This is a genomic window from Ruminococcus flavefaciens ATCC 19208 (assembly GCF_000518765.1).
Lineage (GTDB): Bacteria > Bacillota > Clostridia > Oscillospirales > Ruminococcaceae > Ruminococcus > Ruminococcus flavefaciens.
The window spans coordinates 104,162-120,654 of sequence record NZ_JAEF01000015.1; the positions used below are offsets into that span (position 1 = coordinate 104,162).

General features: G+C 44.7%; 18 protein-coding genes. 9 read left to right on the forward strand and 9 right to left on the reverse strand.

Annotation, left to right across the window (positions count from 1 at the left end):
* Positions 1 to 12 precede the first annotated feature (12 nt).
* Genes L870_RS0103925 through L870_RS0103955 form a run of 7 tightly spaced genes read left to right on the forward strand, consistent with a single transcriptional unit; the run spans position 13 to position 4,944 of the window.
* The gene (locus L870_RS0103925; RefSeq protein ID WP_028517019.1) at positions 13 to 372 is read left to right on the forward strand and encodes a YccF domain-containing protein; all 360 of its coding nucleotides are present in this window, start codon (positions 13 to 15) and stop codon (positions 370 to 372) included.
* A 15-nt stretch (positions 373 to 387) separates the two neighbouring features.
* Entirely contained in the window at positions 388 to 798 is a 411-nt protein-coding gene (locus L870_RS0103930; RefSeq protein WP_028517020.1) for a hypothetical protein, read from the forward strand.
* 17 nt (positions 799 to 815) lie between these two features.
* The gene (locus L870_RS0103935; protein ID WP_028517021.1) at positions 816 to 1,340 is read left to right on the forward strand and encodes a putative ABC transporter permease; all 525 of its coding nucleotides are present in this window, start codon (positions 816 to 818) and stop codon (positions 1,338 to 1,340) included.
* A 4-nt stretch (positions 1,341 to 1,344) separates the two neighbouring features.
* Entirely contained in the window at positions 1,345 to 1,611 is a 267-nt protein-coding gene (locus L870_RS0103940; protein WP_028517022.1) for a hypothetical protein, read from the forward strand.
* A 37-nt stretch (positions 1,612 to 1,648) separates the two neighbouring features.
* Positions 1,649 to 2,311 carry a (d)CMP kinase gene (cmk, locus tag L870_RS0103945; RefSeq protein ID WP_028517023.1) on the forward strand — a complete coding sequence of 221 codons (663 nt, stop codon included), beginning with the start codon at positions 1,649 to 1,651 and terminating at the stop codon, positions 2,309 to 2,311.
* A gap of 28 nt (positions 2,312 to 2,339) precedes the next feature.
* Complete coding sequence (locus L870_RS16585; RefSeq protein WP_037271116.1) at positions 2,340 to 2,975, forward strand: lysophospholipid acyltransferase family protein; 636 nt, start codon at positions 2,340 to 2,342, stop codon at positions 2,973 to 2,975.
* Complete coding sequence (locus tag L870_RS0103955; RefSeq protein WP_028517024.1) at positions 2,968 to 4,944, forward strand: bifunctional 4-hydroxy-3-methylbut-2-enyl diphosphate reductase/30S ribosomal protein S1; 1,977 nt, start codon at positions 2,968 to 2,970, stop codon at positions 4,942 to 4,944. The genes L870_RS16585 and L870_RS0103955 overlap by 8 nt, the downstream gene beginning before the upstream one ends.
* 129 nt (positions 4,945 to 5,073) lie before the next feature.
* Here L870_RS0103955 and L870_RS0103960 read toward each other — a convergent pair whose 3' ends face one another.
* Positions 5,074 to 8,487, reverse strand: coding sequence for a pectinesterase family protein (locus L870_RS0103960; RefSeq protein ID WP_028517025.1), 3,414 nt, complete (start codon positions 8,485 to 8,487; stop codon positions 5,074 to 5,076).
* Positions 8,488 to 8,893: 406 nt separating this feature from the next.
* On the opposite strand from L870_RS0103960, the gene hpt reads away from it, so the two are divergent.
* A complete protein-coding gene (gene hpt / locus L870_RS0103965) occupies positions 8,894 to 9,442 on the forward strand; it encodes a hypoxanthine phosphoribosyltransferase (protein WP_028517026.1) in 549 nt (182 codons plus the stop codon).
* A 10-nt stretch (positions 9,443 to 9,452) separates the two neighbouring features.
* Positions 9,453 to 10,814, forward strand: a complete 1,362-nt coding sequence (locus L870_RS0103970; RefSeq protein WP_028517027.1) for an NCS2 family permease — start codon at positions 9,453 to 9,455, stop codon at positions 10,812 to 10,814.
* A 71-nt stretch (positions 10,815 to 10,885) separates the two neighbouring features.
* Here L870_RS0103970 and L870_RS0103975 read toward each other — a convergent pair whose 3' ends face one another.
* From L870_RS0103975 to L870_RS0104010, 8 genes are all read right to left on the reverse strand, one after another.
* On the reverse strand, positions 10,886 to 11,473 hold the full coding sequence (locus tag L870_RS0103975) for a histidine phosphatase family protein (protein ID WP_028517028.1): 588 nt from the start codon (positions 11,471 to 11,473) through the stop codon (positions 10,886 to 10,888).
* Positions 11,473 to 12,600, reverse strand: coding sequence for a carboxynorspermidine decarboxylase (gene nspC / locus L870_RS0103980; RefSeq protein WP_028517029.1), 1,128 nt, complete (start codon positions 12,598 to 12,600; stop codon positions 11,473 to 11,475). Before nspC ends, L870_RS0103975 begins: the two co-directional genes overlap by 1 nt.
* Before the next feature lie 4 nt (positions 12,601 to 12,604).
* Positions 12,605 to 13,264 (reverse strand): peptidylprolyl isomerase, encoded by a 660-nt coding sequence (locus L870_RS16590; RefSeq protein WP_080676340.1) that lies wholly within the window; start codon positions 13,262 to 13,264, stop codon positions 12,605 to 12,607.
* Positions 13,265 to 13,266: 2 nt separating this feature from the next.
* Entirely contained in the window at positions 13,267 to 13,755 is a 489-nt protein-coding gene (locus L870_RS16595; RefSeq protein WP_051411407.1) for a VanZ family protein, read from the reverse strand.
* Position 13,756: 1 nt separating this feature from the next.
* A complete protein-coding gene (locus tag L870_RS0103995) occupies positions 13,757 to 14,959 on the reverse strand; it encodes a saccharopine dehydrogenase family protein (RefSeq protein WP_028517030.1) in 1,203 nt (400 codons plus the stop codon).
* 19 nt (positions 14,960 to 14,978) lie between these two features.
* Positions 14,979 to 15,368 carry a hypothetical protein gene (locus L870_RS0104000; protein WP_028517031.1) on the reverse strand — a complete coding sequence of 130 codons (390 nt, stop codon included), beginning with the start codon at positions 15,366 to 15,368 and terminating at the stop codon, positions 14,979 to 14,981.
* A 133-nt stretch (positions 15,369 to 15,501) separates the two neighbouring features.
* Complete coding sequence (locus tag L870_RS0104005; protein ID WP_028517032.1) at positions 15,502 to 15,858, reverse strand: DUF3592 domain-containing protein; 357 nt, start codon at positions 15,856 to 15,858, stop codon at positions 15,502 to 15,504.
* 234 nt (positions 15,859 to 16,092) lie between these two features.
* Positions 16,093 to 16,431 carry a DUF3592 domain-containing protein gene (locus tag L870_RS0104010; protein WP_028517033.1) on the reverse strand — a complete coding sequence of 113 codons (339 nt, stop codon included), beginning with the start codon at positions 16,429 to 16,431 and terminating at the stop codon, positions 16,093 to 16,095.
* Positions 16,432 to 16,493: the final 62 nt, after the last annotated feature.

Consider the following 16,493-nt stretch of genomic DNA (forward strand, 5'->3'; position numbering starts at 1 on the left):
GGTAAATGATATATGGGATGTATTGGCAATCTTTTATGGTTCATTTTCGGAGGCTTTTTCAGCGGTCTCAGCTGGTGTCTGACAGGGCTGCTGTGGTGTATAACCATAGTCGGCATACCTGTAGGCAAGCAGTGCTTCAAAATAGCAGGTCTTTCCTTCATGCCCTTTGGCAAACAGGTGGAATACGGCGGCAGCACTGTAAGCTTCCTCGTAAATCTGCTGTGGCTCATATTCGGCGGACTTGTAATGGCTATAGAATTTGCAGCTATCGGTCTGGTGCTTTGTATCACTATTATCGGTATACCATTCGGCTTGCAGATGTTCAAGCTTGCCAAGCTGGCACTTATGCCGTTTGGCGCTGAAGTAAAGTAAAGGCTGGGCTGTATCATGATAAAAATAATTATTGTATATACTGTTCCGCTGCTTCTGCTGACACTTGCCGTGATATCCATGACAAATCACGGTAAAAAAGAGAAAAAATGCGGTATCGCTCAGCTTGTTCTGACACTTCCGCCTCTTATCACAACACTGATAATACTGGCTGCAAACCTGACAAATAAGGCAGTATCGGAAGATACGGAAACTGTACGCAGGATACTGTATTACGGTGAGGTCGCTGTGGGACTCCTGTTCACGGTCGGACTCGTATATTACGGCGTTCTTGCCATCATAGAGCTTGTCTTAATGGCACTCATCAAAGCATCAAGCCCCAAGCTCGGCAGAGCTTATCTGACTGCTTTCTGTATCTGTGCAGCAATGCCATTGCTCCTCTACAGCTTTTATCCTATTTTTGACTGAGTGGAGGGCACAACGACATGAAAAAAGATATTTCACGCAATTTCTTCAGATACGTTTTTGAATTTGCAGTTGCAGGCTTTGTAGGCTGGCTGTACGAGGTAGGCATAACATGGGCGATGAACCACTATTTCGAGAACCGCGGCATACTTCATCTGCCCATAGTACCAATATATTCAGTGGGAGCGTTCATTCTTCTGGCTATGCTCAGAAAAAAACGAAATCCCGTTTTCATATTCCTGTTCGCCCTTGTAGTAACGACCTTGTTTGAGCTTGGTTCTGCATACCTGCTGGAATTCATATTCCATAAGCAGTTCTGGACCTATCACAACTGGTATTTCTCCATACTTGACAGATCAAGCCTTATATCAAGCGCCATATTCGGGCTTCTTGCCGTGGTGTATTTCTATGTGCTCCACCCAATTTCGGGAAAGCTCAGCGAAAAGCTGCCGAAGCCCGTATGCATCGGCGCAGGTATCACCATATCAGCTGTGATAATCACCGATTTTGTCATCTCGGTATATCAGCTTCTGAAGGACAGGTGATGTTATGGAGCATATTTTCGGACTGGTCGTTGTACTTATAATGGAGATTATTTACGAAGCAAGCAAGAGCCCAAAAGTACCAAAGCCTTTACGCTATATCCTAATAGGTCTGACAATACTGTTTTTTGCGGCTTTCTTCGTCTGCATATTCATTGCAGGTATCTGGACACTGAAAAAGACAGTCCCCGGCGGGATAGTAATAATAGCATTTGGACTTCTCATGCTGATACTCAGCATACGGAAATTCCGAAAAACATATCTGAACAGATAAAAAAGCATTTATGCTTTATAAATAAAGGAGTAAAACTATGAAAACTATCAACATCGCTATCGACGGACCTGCAGGTGCAGGAAAAAGTACTATCGCAAAAATGGTGTCAAAGGAGCTTGGCTACATCTATGTTGACACAGGTGCGCTTTACCGCACTATCGCGCTTTATATAACCGAAAACAACATTGCCGATGAGGACATCGAAGCTTCTCTTGAAAAGGCTGACGTTTCACTTAAATTCATCGACGGCGCACAGAGAGTTTTCCTCGGTGACAGAGATGTATCCGATATGATAAGAACTCCCGAGATATCAATGGCTGCTTCACACACATCTGCTATCCCTGCTGTTAGAGCATACCTCTTCGAGACTCAGCAGAAGATAGCCCGTGAGAACAACGTACTCATGGACGGACGCGATATCGGTACAGTGGTACTGCCAAATGCTGACGTTAAGATATTCCTGACAGCTTCTGCCGAGGAGCGTGCAAACCGCCGCTACAAGGAACTTGCAGAAAAGCCGAACTGCCCCACATATCAGGAGATACTTGACGATATCATCAAGCGCGACTATCAGGATATGCACCGCGAGACTGCTCCGCTGAAACAGGCTGAGGACGCTGTACTCGTTGACACAACAAAGCTTAACTTAGAAGAGTCCGCAGCAGCTATCGTTAAGGTCATCAAAGATAAGATAGGCTGATAAAAAGCCTGTACAGAGGTGAAACAATATGTATTACATAGTCAAGTTTCTGGTTCGTTTATACTTCCGCATGATGTACAAGATAAGCATTGAGGGCAAGGAGAATATTCCCGATGATACTACTGTCATCTACGCCTGCAACCACAGAAGCAACGCCGATCCTCCGCTGCTGGGTGCATGGTCAAAGGGCAAATTCGCTTTCATGGCTAAGGAGGAGCTCTTCAAAAACAAGCTCTTCGCGTGGCTGATACGTTCCCTCGGAGCTTTCCCTGTTGCCCGCGGTAAAGGCGATACCGGAGTTATCGACACTGCCGTTGAAAGACTTGGCAGTAAAAGAAGCCTTATGATATTCCCCGAGGGTACTCGCTCAAAGGACGGCAAGGTGGGACGCGGACACACAGGTGCAGCTCTTATCTCCGCACGTTCGGGAAAGGCTATTGTCCCGGCAGGTATATGCTACGGTGAAAAGCTGAAATTCCGCACTCCCATCACTCTGAAATTCGGAACTCCTATCGAACCCACAGAATACTGCGAGGTTTGCGATGAACCCAATCCACGTCAGCTTGTAAAGCTCAAGAACCGCTATATGGCAGATATCAAGCTCCTCGTCGAGGGTGAGCCCGAGGAACAGATCGAAGTAAAGGAGAACGACAGCAATGAGTAAGGTAACTGTTGCAAAGTCCGCAGGCTTCTGCTTCGGAGTGGACAGAGCCGTGAAAATGGTTTACGGCGAGCTTGAAAAAAATACCCATGTGGCGACGTTGGGACCTATCATACATAATCAGGACGTTGTCAACGATATGCAGGCAAAAGGCGCCAGGATAATAAATTCCGTTGACGAGCTCGCTCCCGATGAAACTGTAGTTATCCGCTCCCACGGCGTAGGCAGCGATATATACCGTCAGATTGAGGCTAAAGGCAACAAAATGCTTGACGCTACCTGCCCTTTCGTTTCGCGTATACATAAAATAGTGGCTGAAAAGTCCGCAGAAGGTTATTTTATCCTCATTGCAGGTGACCGCGATCACCCTGAGGTACAGGGCATTGTTGGTCATTGTGACGAAAATTGCCTCGTTTTCAAGGACAACTTTGAGCTAAAAGCCTTTTTTGAAAAAAATTATAAAAATTTGCAAAAAAAGCTTGCAATTGTGGCGCAAACGACGTATAATATAGTAGTATGGGGTGAGTGTTTAAACGTGATCCCGAAGGACGACCCCGACATTGTTATATATGATACGATATGCAACGCAACGGACACACGTCAGACTGACGCTGCCGAACTTGCGAAAAACTCGGATATCATGCTTGTGGTAGGCGGCAGACACAGTTCAAATACTGTCAAGCTTTACGAGGTTTGCAGCCGCTACTGTAAAACGTATCATATAGAGAATTCGGACGAGCTTCGGTCTTTAAAGCTTCCAAATGCCGATAGAATAGGCATCACTGCAGGCGCATCAACCCCCGCCTATATAATCAAGGAGGTACAAACCAAAATGGCAGAAAATGAAATTCTTGCAGCTAATCAGAATGAGGATATCGACTTCGCTCAGATGATCGATGAGTCATTCAAAAAAATACATACAGGAGAGAAAGTTAAAGGCACAGTTATCGCTGTAAATAATACAGAAGTTATCGTTGACCTCGGAACAAAGCACACAGGCTATGTTGCTCTTGATGATCTTACAGATGATCCTTCAAAAAAGCCCTCTGACATTGTCAGCGTCGGCGACGAAATCGACCTTGTTGTTATCAAGGTAAACGATGCTGAGGGTACAGTTGCTCTCTCTAAGAGAAAGGTTGACGAGCAGGCCGGCTACGAAAAGATCGTTAAGGCTCAGCAGGAAGGCACAGTTCTTGAGGGCGTTGTTCAGAGCGTTGTTAACAAGGGCGTTACTCTCACAGTTCTCGGCGTAAGAGTATTTATCCCTGCTTCACTTACAGGCCTTCCAAGAGGCGCAGAGCTCGATCAGCTTCTCAAGAAGAAGGTAGAGTTCATCGTTATCGAGGTTTCTGAGGGCGGCAGAAAGAGAGCCGTTGGTTCTATCAAGGCTGTTCAGAACGCTAAGAAGGAAGAAGCTAAGGCAAGATTCTGGGAGACAGCTGAGGTTGGCAAGACTTACACAGGTAAGGTAAAGTCACTCACAAGCTTCGGTGCATTCGTTGATCTCGGCGGCATCGACGGTATGGTACATATCTCAGAGCTCTCATGGAAGAGAATCAAGCACCCAAGCGAAGTTGTTAACGTTGGCGATACTCTTGAGGTATACATCAAGGATCTCGATCAGGAAGCTAACAGAATTTCTCTCGGTTTCAAGAAGGCTGAGGACAATCCTTGGGAGATCTTCAAGTCACAGTATCAGGTTGGCGATGTAGTTAAGGCTACTATCGTTTCTATCACAAGCTTCGGTGCATTCGCTCAGATCATCGACGGCGTTGACGGTCTTATCCACATCTCACAGATCGCTGACCAGAAGGTAGAGAATGTCAAGGACGTTCTTTCAGTAGGCGACGAGGTTGATGTTAAGATCATTGATATCGACGAAGAGTCAAAGAGAATCAGCATCTCAATGCGTGCTCTTCTTGAGAATGAAGAGGACGAGGCTGAGGAAGCTCCTGCTGAGGACGCTGAATAATCAGTATAAATCAGGGCTGCACAAAATGTGCAGCCCTTTTCATTATAAGTTTTCAGATCAAAACAATGCCCCGAAGCGATGTTTACATCACTTCGGGGCTGTACTTTTATATTCTGAACGCTTGTTATATCAATTGATCGGAAGTGCATCTACAAGACGAAGCAGATAACGCTGAATTGCAAGAGCGTCATTGGAGGTTATTCCGTTTCTGCCCTCAACATCTGCATTTGCAGCTCCCTGATCGGTGAGGTGGTGCTCGTCTGTACCGTTTATGCCGTACTTATTCGGATTTGCCAGTGACTGCATGATAAGAACTGCATCTGACAGATCAACAATGCCGTCCATATTTGCATCGCCTGCAAGTCCCTGCGGAGGCTGTGTTGTTGCGGTAGTTGTAGTGGTAGTAGTTGTTGTCGTGGTTGTAGTCGTTGTCGTGGTAGTTGTAGTAACTACAGGTGTTTCCTTAACGAAAGCAATGTAGTTCATACAAGCTCCGCTCATGCCGTTTGTGCCGAGAGTTACGGTCTCGCCTGCCTTTATCTCCTTTGCATATACATCAAAAGGTCTAACAGCCTCGCTGTCGTTGATCTCAACGATCTCGCCTGTCTTTCTGAAGTTATACAGCCATGACGGGATAGAAGTTACTCTCTCGTCCATAGCTACAAATACTGTTATATCCTTTGCAGCAGTAATTACAGCAAGGTCGGAATCAGTATTCTTCGAGTTGCAGGCTGTGCGGATAAGCTCACCGCCGCTGATGCTTGAAGGAACAGAAGCGATAACGTGCTCACGGTCGCCGAATGCCTTATCGCCTGTGCTGAAGTTCTCAACGATAGACCACTGTGCGCCGTAGCTTGCGTCCTTGACCTCAAGCTTAGCAATGAGTTCGCTCTTAAGTGTATCGTCGATAACTACTGGATCTCCGCCATCAGAAACTGTTCCTGCATTGTATGCCTTGTTCTGCATTCTTCCTGCATAAGCCATTACCTCGGATTTAGCAGCGTCTGCGGACTGCACCTTGTAGCTGGTGTATATCTTCGATGAATCTGTATCGAAGTTATCATAGCCCTGTCCGCCGCTCTTGAGGTTGTTGATGTAAGCCTGTGCAGTTCTTGAATTTACTATCTGATAAGCGAGTCCGCTGCCCATATTGCAGCTGTCGAACTTGTCACCGTAGGACTTGATAGTTCCCGAATATGCGTCATTTCCCATATTCTCAGCATCAAGAGGAAGATTTGTCTTTTCGTAGTAGTTAGCCTCAGAGAACACCTTTGAGTTGTAGGAAGCTCCGATACCGTACTGCTTGTTATTGTAGAAGTAGTTGTTGTAGCTGTGGATATGTGCGTTTCTCGCACGGGGATTACGTGACTCGGTATTGTTGAACCAGTTGTGGTGATAGGTTATCCAGTCCTGCTCATGATTGGTTCCGCCGCCTACAAGTGAGGTCTTGTGACCATCCTTGAACAGATTATATGAAACTGTTATATACTCACTCCACTTTATGTCCAGTGAACCGTCGCCGTCTGCCTTGTCGGCATCTACTATACCGTTGCCTGCATAAGCATTATAGCCCTTTTCGATAGTACAGTTGTGTACCCACATATGATTTGACTTGTTGTCGGCAGAGCCTGTCATGGATACGCCGTCATCAGGGTACTTGCCCAGCCACAGGTTGCGGACCTCGCAGCTCTTTGAGCGCTTCATCTCAAAGCCCCACTGATTGAGTGCGGCATCATAGCCGATACCCTCGATAGTAACGTTTTCAGCGTTCTGGAGATACAGCATATTTGAGCCGTCGTTCTGCTGACCGTCGTTAGCCTTTGCACCCTTTGGCACATCAATGCTGCCAATAAGTCTGAATACAACGTTCTTAGGCTTTCCGCTGTAGAAGATGTTGTAAAGACCTGTCTGACCGCCGTAGGTAATGCTGTCCTTGTTTGAGTTGTTCACATAGATGACTGTAACGCCTGATTTCAGAGTACCGTCGTTATTGTAAGCGCCCACAGCTTCTGATGTGTTATAGTGAGCGTAGCCGCTGCGGTCAAATGCCATTGTCTTGACTGTGCAGCTTGCAGAGCCGTTAGAGCCCGAAACGTTTATTGTATAAGATGTATTTCCCTTGAGTCCGGGAATATCGACTCTTGAATTTCTTATAAGCTGTGAGTCTACAGCTGTATAGCTTGAACTGCCCTCGGGTGCGTAGCTTACCTTGACATTATTGCCAAGCTTTGAGCTGTCCCACTCTACGAAGGCTTCTTCATACCAGCCGCCGCAGGTCTTTATTGCACCTTCAACATTTGATGAAGGCTGATTGTTATTGCCGCTTGTATTTCCTTCACCATTGAGGAAAGAAGGAGTCCAGTTGTTCATATAGCTTGTGATATTGATGTTTGCAGCGTCACTGTCCGATACGGTATGTCCCTTGCGCTGTGAAAGGTCAACTCTCTGTCCGTTTGAGAGCTTTGTACCGTTCTCCTTGAAGCCGTCAACGCTCTCGGGCTGTACGCCGCTCATGGAAGTCCAGCCTGCTGCTGTTATCATATTGCTGTTCTGAAGAGTAGTATTTACAAAGAGCACCTTTGCAGTCTGTCCCCATGGTCTGCCGAGATAACCTGCACTTACTGTGAGCTGTGAATTTGCAGTTACCTTACAGTCCTTGAAGAGATAGCCTGTATACGGGCTTCCCTGCTCTCTTGCTGCTGTGATATATCCGCCTACAGAACCGCTGCTGTAGCCCTTCCAGCGAAGCTCGCAGCTGTCGAATACTGCATTGCTGCCGCCGAAGATATAGTCTGTCTGTCCTTCGATAAGGCAGTTCTTGTAATACTGCGGTGAGCCGCCTGTGTAAAGTGTATCCTGACTTGACAGGAACTTGCAGTTAAGGAACTCAGCATAGCCTGTATCTACTGAGAGAGCTGCTGCACGTTCTGTATAAGCCTTTGACTGCACATCAACGCCGTTATAGCGCTGTACCTTCAGTGTCTCGTTTGTACACTCAACGCCGTCTGCTAACTCTTCCTGTGTGAGGTAGCGGTTGAAGGAGTTCTCGAATACTATGTTCTTAGCCTTGAAGTTTGTAGCCTTAGGCCAGAGCTGTACTGTAGCTCCCCAGCGATAGTTTGAAACGTTCTTGCCGCTCTTTGAATTGGCAAGATTTGCATCGTAATAGCCCTTTGAGTTTGCACTGTAATACTTATAGCCGATACCGTAGTACCATGTGAGTACAGCATCGCCTTTGCTTGGCTCGTCATTTACAAATGTAATGTACGGTGTCTGTACAATTACCTGCTGACGGTATGTACCGGGGGCAATGTGTATGGTAACGCGGTTAGCCTCTGATGAGGGATTGAGGCTTGCTGCCTTGTCAACAGCAGCCTGCACTGTGGAAAAGTTGTTGTTTCTGCCCGAGTATCCGACATACAGGTCTGTACCTGCTGCATTGGATCTCAATGGCTGTACTACGGCAAATGATGCCAGTAATACGATCATGGCTGAAACAAACGAAATGATCTGTAGATTGAGCTTTCGTGTCCTGCCGACCATTATTATCACTCCTTTTGAATTTTGGGATCTTACACTGCCTAAAGCGCGATCCTTAGCCTGAAATTGTTTTCTTGGCACAATTCGCGAGCTTACAGGAAAAGACTCCGCAGAATATGCACCTATACACCATAATTATAACATACTCACTACAAAATGTAAATATAATCGTTAATTTTACATTAATTTTTGTGGATATATACAATGGTTCTTTATTCTCTTTGGGTAAAATATCCTTAAATGATATATCCCCCCCTATTTTAAGGCAAATTTGTGTTTTCCCTTATTGACAACATACTACAAAATGGTATAATAAATGTGTACGTAATAACCGCCAGAAGGCGGTTATTGAGCAGACTTTAATTAAATCAGGCTATTATTTATATCATTACAACTCAGGAGGTTTATTATGAAATTTGACAGCACAGAAGAATGGAAAAGCAAGATCAAGCGAGTAATAATTTCCGAAGAGGAAATACGCAGCGAGATCAAAAAAGCAGGTGCATACATCAACTCTTTATACGACGGTTCGCCCATACTCCTTGTGAGCATACTGAAGGGCGCTTTCGTGTTCATGGCTGACCTGTGCCGCGAAGTCACTGTTCCATGTGAGATAGCTTTTATGGCGGCAAAAAGCTACTTTGAGGGCACTGTCTCATCAGGTCATGTTGAGATAACTATGGACTTAAAACACGACATCAGTCAGTATCATGTCATCATTGTTGAGGATATCATCGACACCGGAAGAACTCTCAACGAAATAAAAAAGATACTCGGTGTCAGGAATCCTTTGTCTCTGAGGATAATGACTCTCCTTGACAAGCCCGATCGCCGCATAGTAGAGCTTAAAGCCGATTATTCCCTTTTCACTATCCCCGATTATTTTGTTATAGGCTATGGACTCGACTACGGTGAATTCTACAGAAATTTACCGTATATAGCGGAATTCAGCGAATGAGGTGGCTAAAATGGTGGAAAAACTATTCAGACTCAAAGAGCGCAGAACTAATGTAAAGACTGAAATTGCGGCAGGTATCACCACTTTTATGACTATGGCTTATATACTTGCCATTAACCCGAATATCCTTTCAAGCACAGGTATGGACGCAACTGCCGTACTCCTTGCAACTTGCCTTGCTTCATTTATCGGTACTGTCTGCATGGCATTCATGGCTAATCTGCCCTTTGCACTTTCCGCAGGTATGGGACTTAACGCATACATGGCTTATACAGTCTGCGGAAATCTTGGCTATTCGTGGCAGGTGGCACTCCTTGCGGTATTTATCGAAGGTATCATTTTCATCATACTCTCACTTACAAAGGTAAGAGAAGCTATCTTCGATTCTATCCCACTGTCGCTGAAACGTGCGGTATCGGTCGGTATCGGTCTTTTCATCGCATTTATCGGACTTCAGAATGCAGGTCTTGCAGTAGACTCCGCAACTCTCGTAGAGCTTGTGGACTTCCGTGAAAACTTCAGTACCACGGGAATTTGCGCTCTCCTTGCTGTTATAGGACTGCTCACAATGGCGATACTCTACATCAAAAGAGTAAGAGGATCTATCCTAATAGGTATTTTTGCAACATGGATTCTCGGTATCATATGCGAGCTTGCTGGACTTTACGTGCCTGATGCTGATATGGGTGCTTACACACTTATACCCTCTTTCCATATGACTGATTTCACATCTATCAGCAAAACGTTCGGTCAGTGCTTCAACGTGGATTTTGATGCTGTTGGTATTTTCAACTTTATAGTTGTTGTATTCTCCTTCCTCTTCGTTGACCTTTTCGACACTCTCGGCACTCTTATCGGCGTAAGTACAAAGGCAGGACTTCTCGACAAAGACGGCAAGCTCCCTGCAATAAGACCTGCTCTTATGGCTGACGCTGTTGCAACTACCGCAGGTGCAGTGCTTGGTACTTCTACCACTACTACTTTTGTGGAGTCCTCAGCAGGTACGGCAGCAGGCGGCAGAACAGGTCTTACAGCTCTTACAACAGCTGTACTGTTCCTGCTCTCTATGTTCCTTGCACCTATATTCATCGCAATACCTGCATTTGCAACTGCTCCTGCACTTATACTCGTCGGCTTCCTCATGTTCAGCACCGTGTCTGAGATAAAGGTTGACGAGAAGAACTACGCATCGGCTATTCCTGCATATCTCAGTGTTATAGCTATGCCGCTGTTCTACAGCATTTCCGAGGGCATCGCTATCGGTGTTATATCTTACGTTGTTATAAACCTTGCCTGCAAGAAGTACAAGGAGATCAATCCTATCATGTATATCCTTGCGGTACTCTTTGTACTTAAATACATATTCTTATAAATCATAATTTTGCAGCGTGACGCTGCAAATTTTGATTTATAAAAGAAAAGGACAGCTTTCGCTGTCCTTTTTTATCGATTATTACCGCCTTTGAATTCCTTTTTGACTATGAGTATCTCCTCTTTTTCGACAAGCTCCCTGCCGTTGAATCCGAGGCGGATAATGTAGGGCATAAAGTCGATAAGACGCATAAAATCATCAACTCCGAAGCTGTTGTCATAATAGTGGAGTATAGTGCTAAGAGCAGTACCGTGAGTGCCTATCATTATATTCTCATCTCTGTGCGCGTCAAGTATATCGTTTACCGCTGCAATATTCCTGTCCATTACAGACTGCAAGCACTCACCGTCACTTTCACTGTAGCTCAGGTCAGACCAGCGTTTGCGGAACATCTCAAGATTATTGCTGTTTTTGCCGTTGATACGCTCGTGCAGACGCTCGTCGATGGCAATATCGAGCCCGTGCTCGTCTGCGGTCTGCTTTATGGTATCAAAGCTGCGCTTATACGGACTTGAAACAGCGAAGTCGATACGGATATCCTTCATTGCTTCCACAACTTTAAGAATATCTCTCTCTCCCTCCTCGGTAAGCGGACGTTTTGCCGCATCTGCGAAAGCGTAGTCGGGCTGTGCGTGACGTACAAAGTAAATATTAGTCATTACAGTCTCTCCTTAAAGTCAGAATAGCCGAAGCTGCGAAGAGTCACAAAGCTGCCGTCCTTTTTCAGCAGAAGTATCGAGGGCAGCGGCATACCGTTGAAGGTATTGTTCTTGACCATTGAATATATCGCCATATCTCCGAAAACAAGCCTGTCACCTATATGCAGCGGTTCATCGAAGGAGTACTCGCCGATAGAGTCGCCTGCAAGACAGGTCTGTGAGCCAAGTCTGTAGCTGTACTTCTTCTCGCCTTTCTCTCCCGAACCAACAAGTGGCGGACGGTACGGCATTTCCAGTACATCAGGCATATGACAGGCTGCGGAGGTGTCAAGTATCGCCATTGGCATATCATTTTCCGTGATATCCAGCACCTCAGTCACGAGCCAGCCTGCATTGAGAGCGGCTGCTTCACCGGGTTCGAGGAATACTTCCAGTCCGTACTTTTCCTGCATACGGCGTATGCAGCGTTCAAGCCTCGGTATATCGTAATCTGCACGGGTTATATGATGACCGCCGCCGAAGTTTATCCACTCCATCTTTTCAAGCACATCGCCGAACTTTTCCTCTACAGCATCAAGTGTAGCTTCAAGGTCATCGGAATTCTGCTCGCAGAGAGTGTGGAAATGTATTCCCGTAACGCCGTCAAGGTCATCTGTACGGAAGTTCTTCCGCGTGATGCCAAGTCGTGACTTAGGCGAGCAGGGATCGTATATCTCATGTCCCTCCTGAGTTGAAAACTCTGGATTGATACGAAGCCCTATCTTCTTTCCTGCCGCAAGTACGCGGTCACGGTACTTGTCAAGCTGAGTAAAGGAATTGAAGATGATATGTCCGCAGTAGGATATTATCTCGTCTATTTCATTTTCGCGGTAAGCAGCCGAAAAAACGTGATTTTCCTTTCCCATTTCTTCATATCCCAGCTTTGCCTCGAAAAGTCCGCTGCAAGCTGTTCCGTCGAGATATTCCTTCATAAGCGGATAGACATGATAGCATGAAAAAGCCTTCTGAGCAAGGAGTATCTTAGCTCCCGTGCGCTGTGAAACGCCGCGGAGTATCTCCATATTGTGAATAAGTGCCGACTCGTCCACTACATAGCAGGGAGTCGGCATTTTTGTATTATCAAACATAAGCTTATTTAAGGAAATCGTTCATGGTGATCTTAACTCTCGGAGCACCATTCTCATCAGGGTCGATCATCTCGACCTTTTCCATAATGATAGGATCAACAGGTGATGACATCTCTCCGTCGCTGCCCTGTTTGCGAGGTACTTTTGTAAAATCATCAACTACCTCCATGCCCTCGGTAACGTTGCCGAATGCAGCATAGAAGCCGTCAAGTGAAGATGAATACTGTCCTGAGTAGCAGATAAAGAACTGGCTTGATGCGCTGTCAGGATCCTGAGAACGAGCCATTGATATTACTCCGCGCTGATGTGAAGTAGGATTGTCAACGCCGTTAGCAGAAAACTCGCCCTTGATAGTCTCCTTGCTGCCGCCCATTCCTGTTCCCTCAGGGTCGCCGCCCTGTGCCATAAATCCGTCAATTACACGGTGGAAAGTAAGTCCGTTATAAAAGCCCTCGTTTACCAGCTTTTCAAAGTTAGCGCAGGTAATGGGCGCCTTATCAGGATAAAGCGTGATAATAATTGTATTGCCCGACTGTCCTGCTGCTGTAGTAGTCTCGTTCTTTTTTGAGTCAGATGAACCAGAACTGCCGCAGCCTGTCATCATAAGCATAGTAGCTGCCAAAGCAGCTGTGAACATCTTTTTGATATTCTTAAAACTCTTCATATTTATTTTTCTCCTTTTTCGCTGTTATCCGTAAATAGCAGCTTTCTTACTATATTAAGCTTTGAAAATGCAAAGCCTATGAACGCTCCAGAAACATTCAGGATAAAATCGTCTATATCGCAGGCACCGCGCATTGTAAGGAACTGCAATGCTTCCACTCCGAGCACAACTGCCGCAATGGTCAGTGCAAACACCCTGAAGCTGCGCTGTTTTTTCCACAGCGCAGGGAAGAATACTCCCGCAGGCATGAATACCGCTAAATTTCCCCAAAGATTGTCAAAGGAGAAATCCCCGTACACTGCATCGTCTGCACGGTAATACGTGACAAACTCTGCTATGGTGCGAAAGGGTACGAAATTGGTATTCTCACGGAAATATTCGCCATAGGTGTAAAAGTTCAGCAAGCTGCTCCTGATATAAAAGAGCAGATAATACGCAACACCGGCATATATTGCAAAAAGAGCAAAAACTATAAGCTTTTTAGCCCTCATATCAGTCAACAAGAGTAGGATCGAAGTCCTCTTCCCAAGGAAGTCCCCACTTGTTGAGTGCTTCCATGAACGGATCGGGATCGAATTCCTCGATGTTGTAAACGCCTGCCTTCTTCCATGTGCCTGTCATTATCATCATAGCACCGATCATTGCAGGTACGCCTGTTGTATAGGAAATAGCCTGTGAGCCCACTTCCTTGTAGCACTCCTGATGATCGCAGATGTTATAGAGGTAGTAATTCTTGTCCTTGCCGTCCTTCTTTCCGCGGAAGATACAGCCGATATTTGTCTTACCAACTGTTCTCGGACCAAGTGATGCAGGATCGGGGAGTACAGCCTTTAAGAACTGGAGAGGTACTATCTCCTTGCCCTCATACATGATAGGCTCGATAGATGTCATACCTACATTTTCAAGGCACTTGAGATGTGTAAGGTAGCTCTGACCGAATGTCATGAAGAAACGGATACGCTTGATGCCCTTGATGTTGAGTGCGAGGGACTCAAGCTCCTCGTGGTGGAGAAGGTACATATCCTTCTCGCCTACGCCCTTGAAGTTGTAAACGCGCTTTATCTCCATAGGCTCAGTCTCTACCCACTTGCCGTCCTCGATGTAGCTGCCCTTTGCAGATACCTCGCGGATATTGATCTCAGGGTTGAAGTTTGTAGCAAAAGGATAACCGTGGTCGCCGCCGTTGCAGTCAAGGATATCAATGTAGTTTATCTCGTCGAACTGATGCTTCATAGCATAAGCCGAGAATACTCCTGTTACGCCCGGGTCAAAGCCGCTTCCGAGGAGAGCTGTGATGCCTGCCTTTTCAAATCTCTCACGGTATGCCCACTGCCACTTGTACTCGAATTTAGCAGTATCAAGAGGCTCATAGTTAGCTGTATCAACATAATGAGTCTTTGTAGCGAGACAAGCGTCCATGATAGTAAGATCCTGATAAGGAAGTGCAAGGTTCAGCACTACATCAGGCTTATAGCTGTTTATAAGAGCAACAAGCTCGTCAACATTGTCAGCGTTTACCTGAGCAGTCTCTATGACTGTCTTTGTTGTAGGCTGGAGCTTTTCCTTCAGCGCGTCGCACTTTGACTTAGTACGGCTTGCTATCATTATGCCCTCAAATACCTCGCTGTTCTGACAGCACTTGTGAATTGCTACGGAAGCAACTCCTCCGCAGCCGATGATCATACATTTTCCCATTTTTATTTCCTCCGTATCTTTAAAAATTTATATGTGTTACCAAATAAATGCCAATTGCCGCTAAAAGCAGATCTGTAAAGTTATGTTTTTTCTGTCTTGAAGGACAATAATACATTTCAGGGTTATTTGGATTTACCTTAATTTCACGCTGACCGCTTCTTTCCAAATGATTGATCAAACTTGTATCGTTTGCGGATTCATACAGCCGATTATCATATTCATAGACCAATTCGAGTTTTTCTTTCCCGTCATAGTATACTCCTGTTCTTTTGATCATGACTCTGACCGTCTCTGTACACTTGCGTCTCAGCATTCTGATAACTAAATAATCCACCAGAGCTATTACTGTCGGTATCAGCAATACAAATTTCCATAATAGGTATTCTTCTACATTCTCTATATCCTGCATTTTCTTTCACCAATGCCTAACCTGTCTTTCTGTTTTATCCACATAAACTATCGGCACTTTTCAGTAAGAGCCGCTGTCTTATCTCAGATCAATAACCTGAGCCGAATAAAAAACATATAATAATATTTATGTATCATTTAAAAGCAAGAAGATACATAACGACTGCTCCCGCAACAGCAAATATCAGAAATCCAATAATTTTATGTATTGTTTCCTTCGGACAGTAAAAACTTTCAGGCTTATCAGGGTCAATGTAAAGACCTACACGATCACCTTTATGCCAAGTGAGAAATGGAGAAGATACTCCCCCATTTTTCATATAATCTTTACCTTCAAATCTATATTCAAAAACAGGGTAATATGAATAACTGGTATTACCATCACTGTCAGTGCTGCGTTCTATTTCAAAATCTACAACAATCGCTTCAACATACTCTGTACACCTTTTCTTTTTTATTATTATATCTATTATTCCCCAAGCACCTACCACAAAAAAATAATGGAAAAAATTAACATTAATCTATCATTTCCTCACTTTCCTGTTTTTATCATTAAATCTCAGATGCGTGTACAATATATATTAAGCAGCTTGATACACGGTATTATGACCAGTATAACACCAAGTACGATAAAAAGAACTTTTATGGTCGGTATATTAACATGCCTTTCTTCTGCAGGACAAAATATGATTTAGGTTTTTCGGGATTAAAATACCGAACGAAAATCAGATATAATTTTTTATACCAAATTTAAAATAAATAATTAACACAACAAATGCTCTCTCACCGCAAATTATCAGATTAGCAATAACTTTCTGTATTGTTTCCTTCGGACAGTAAAACATTTCAGGATTATCAGGATCAATGTAAAGTCCTGTCTTATCGCCCACATTAAATCCAAGAAATTCAGAATAAAAACTGCTCGCTCTTCTATGATCCACTCCATCAAATTCATATTTGAAAACAGGATAATATGAAACTCTTCCTCTTCTGTTGTATCTTGTTTCGAAATCTACAACAGTGGCATCAGCATACTCTGTACACTTTTTCTTTGATTTTATCACATTTATTATTATCCTAACGCCCGGCACTAAAAAAATCAAAAGAACAATCACAATCAATATTA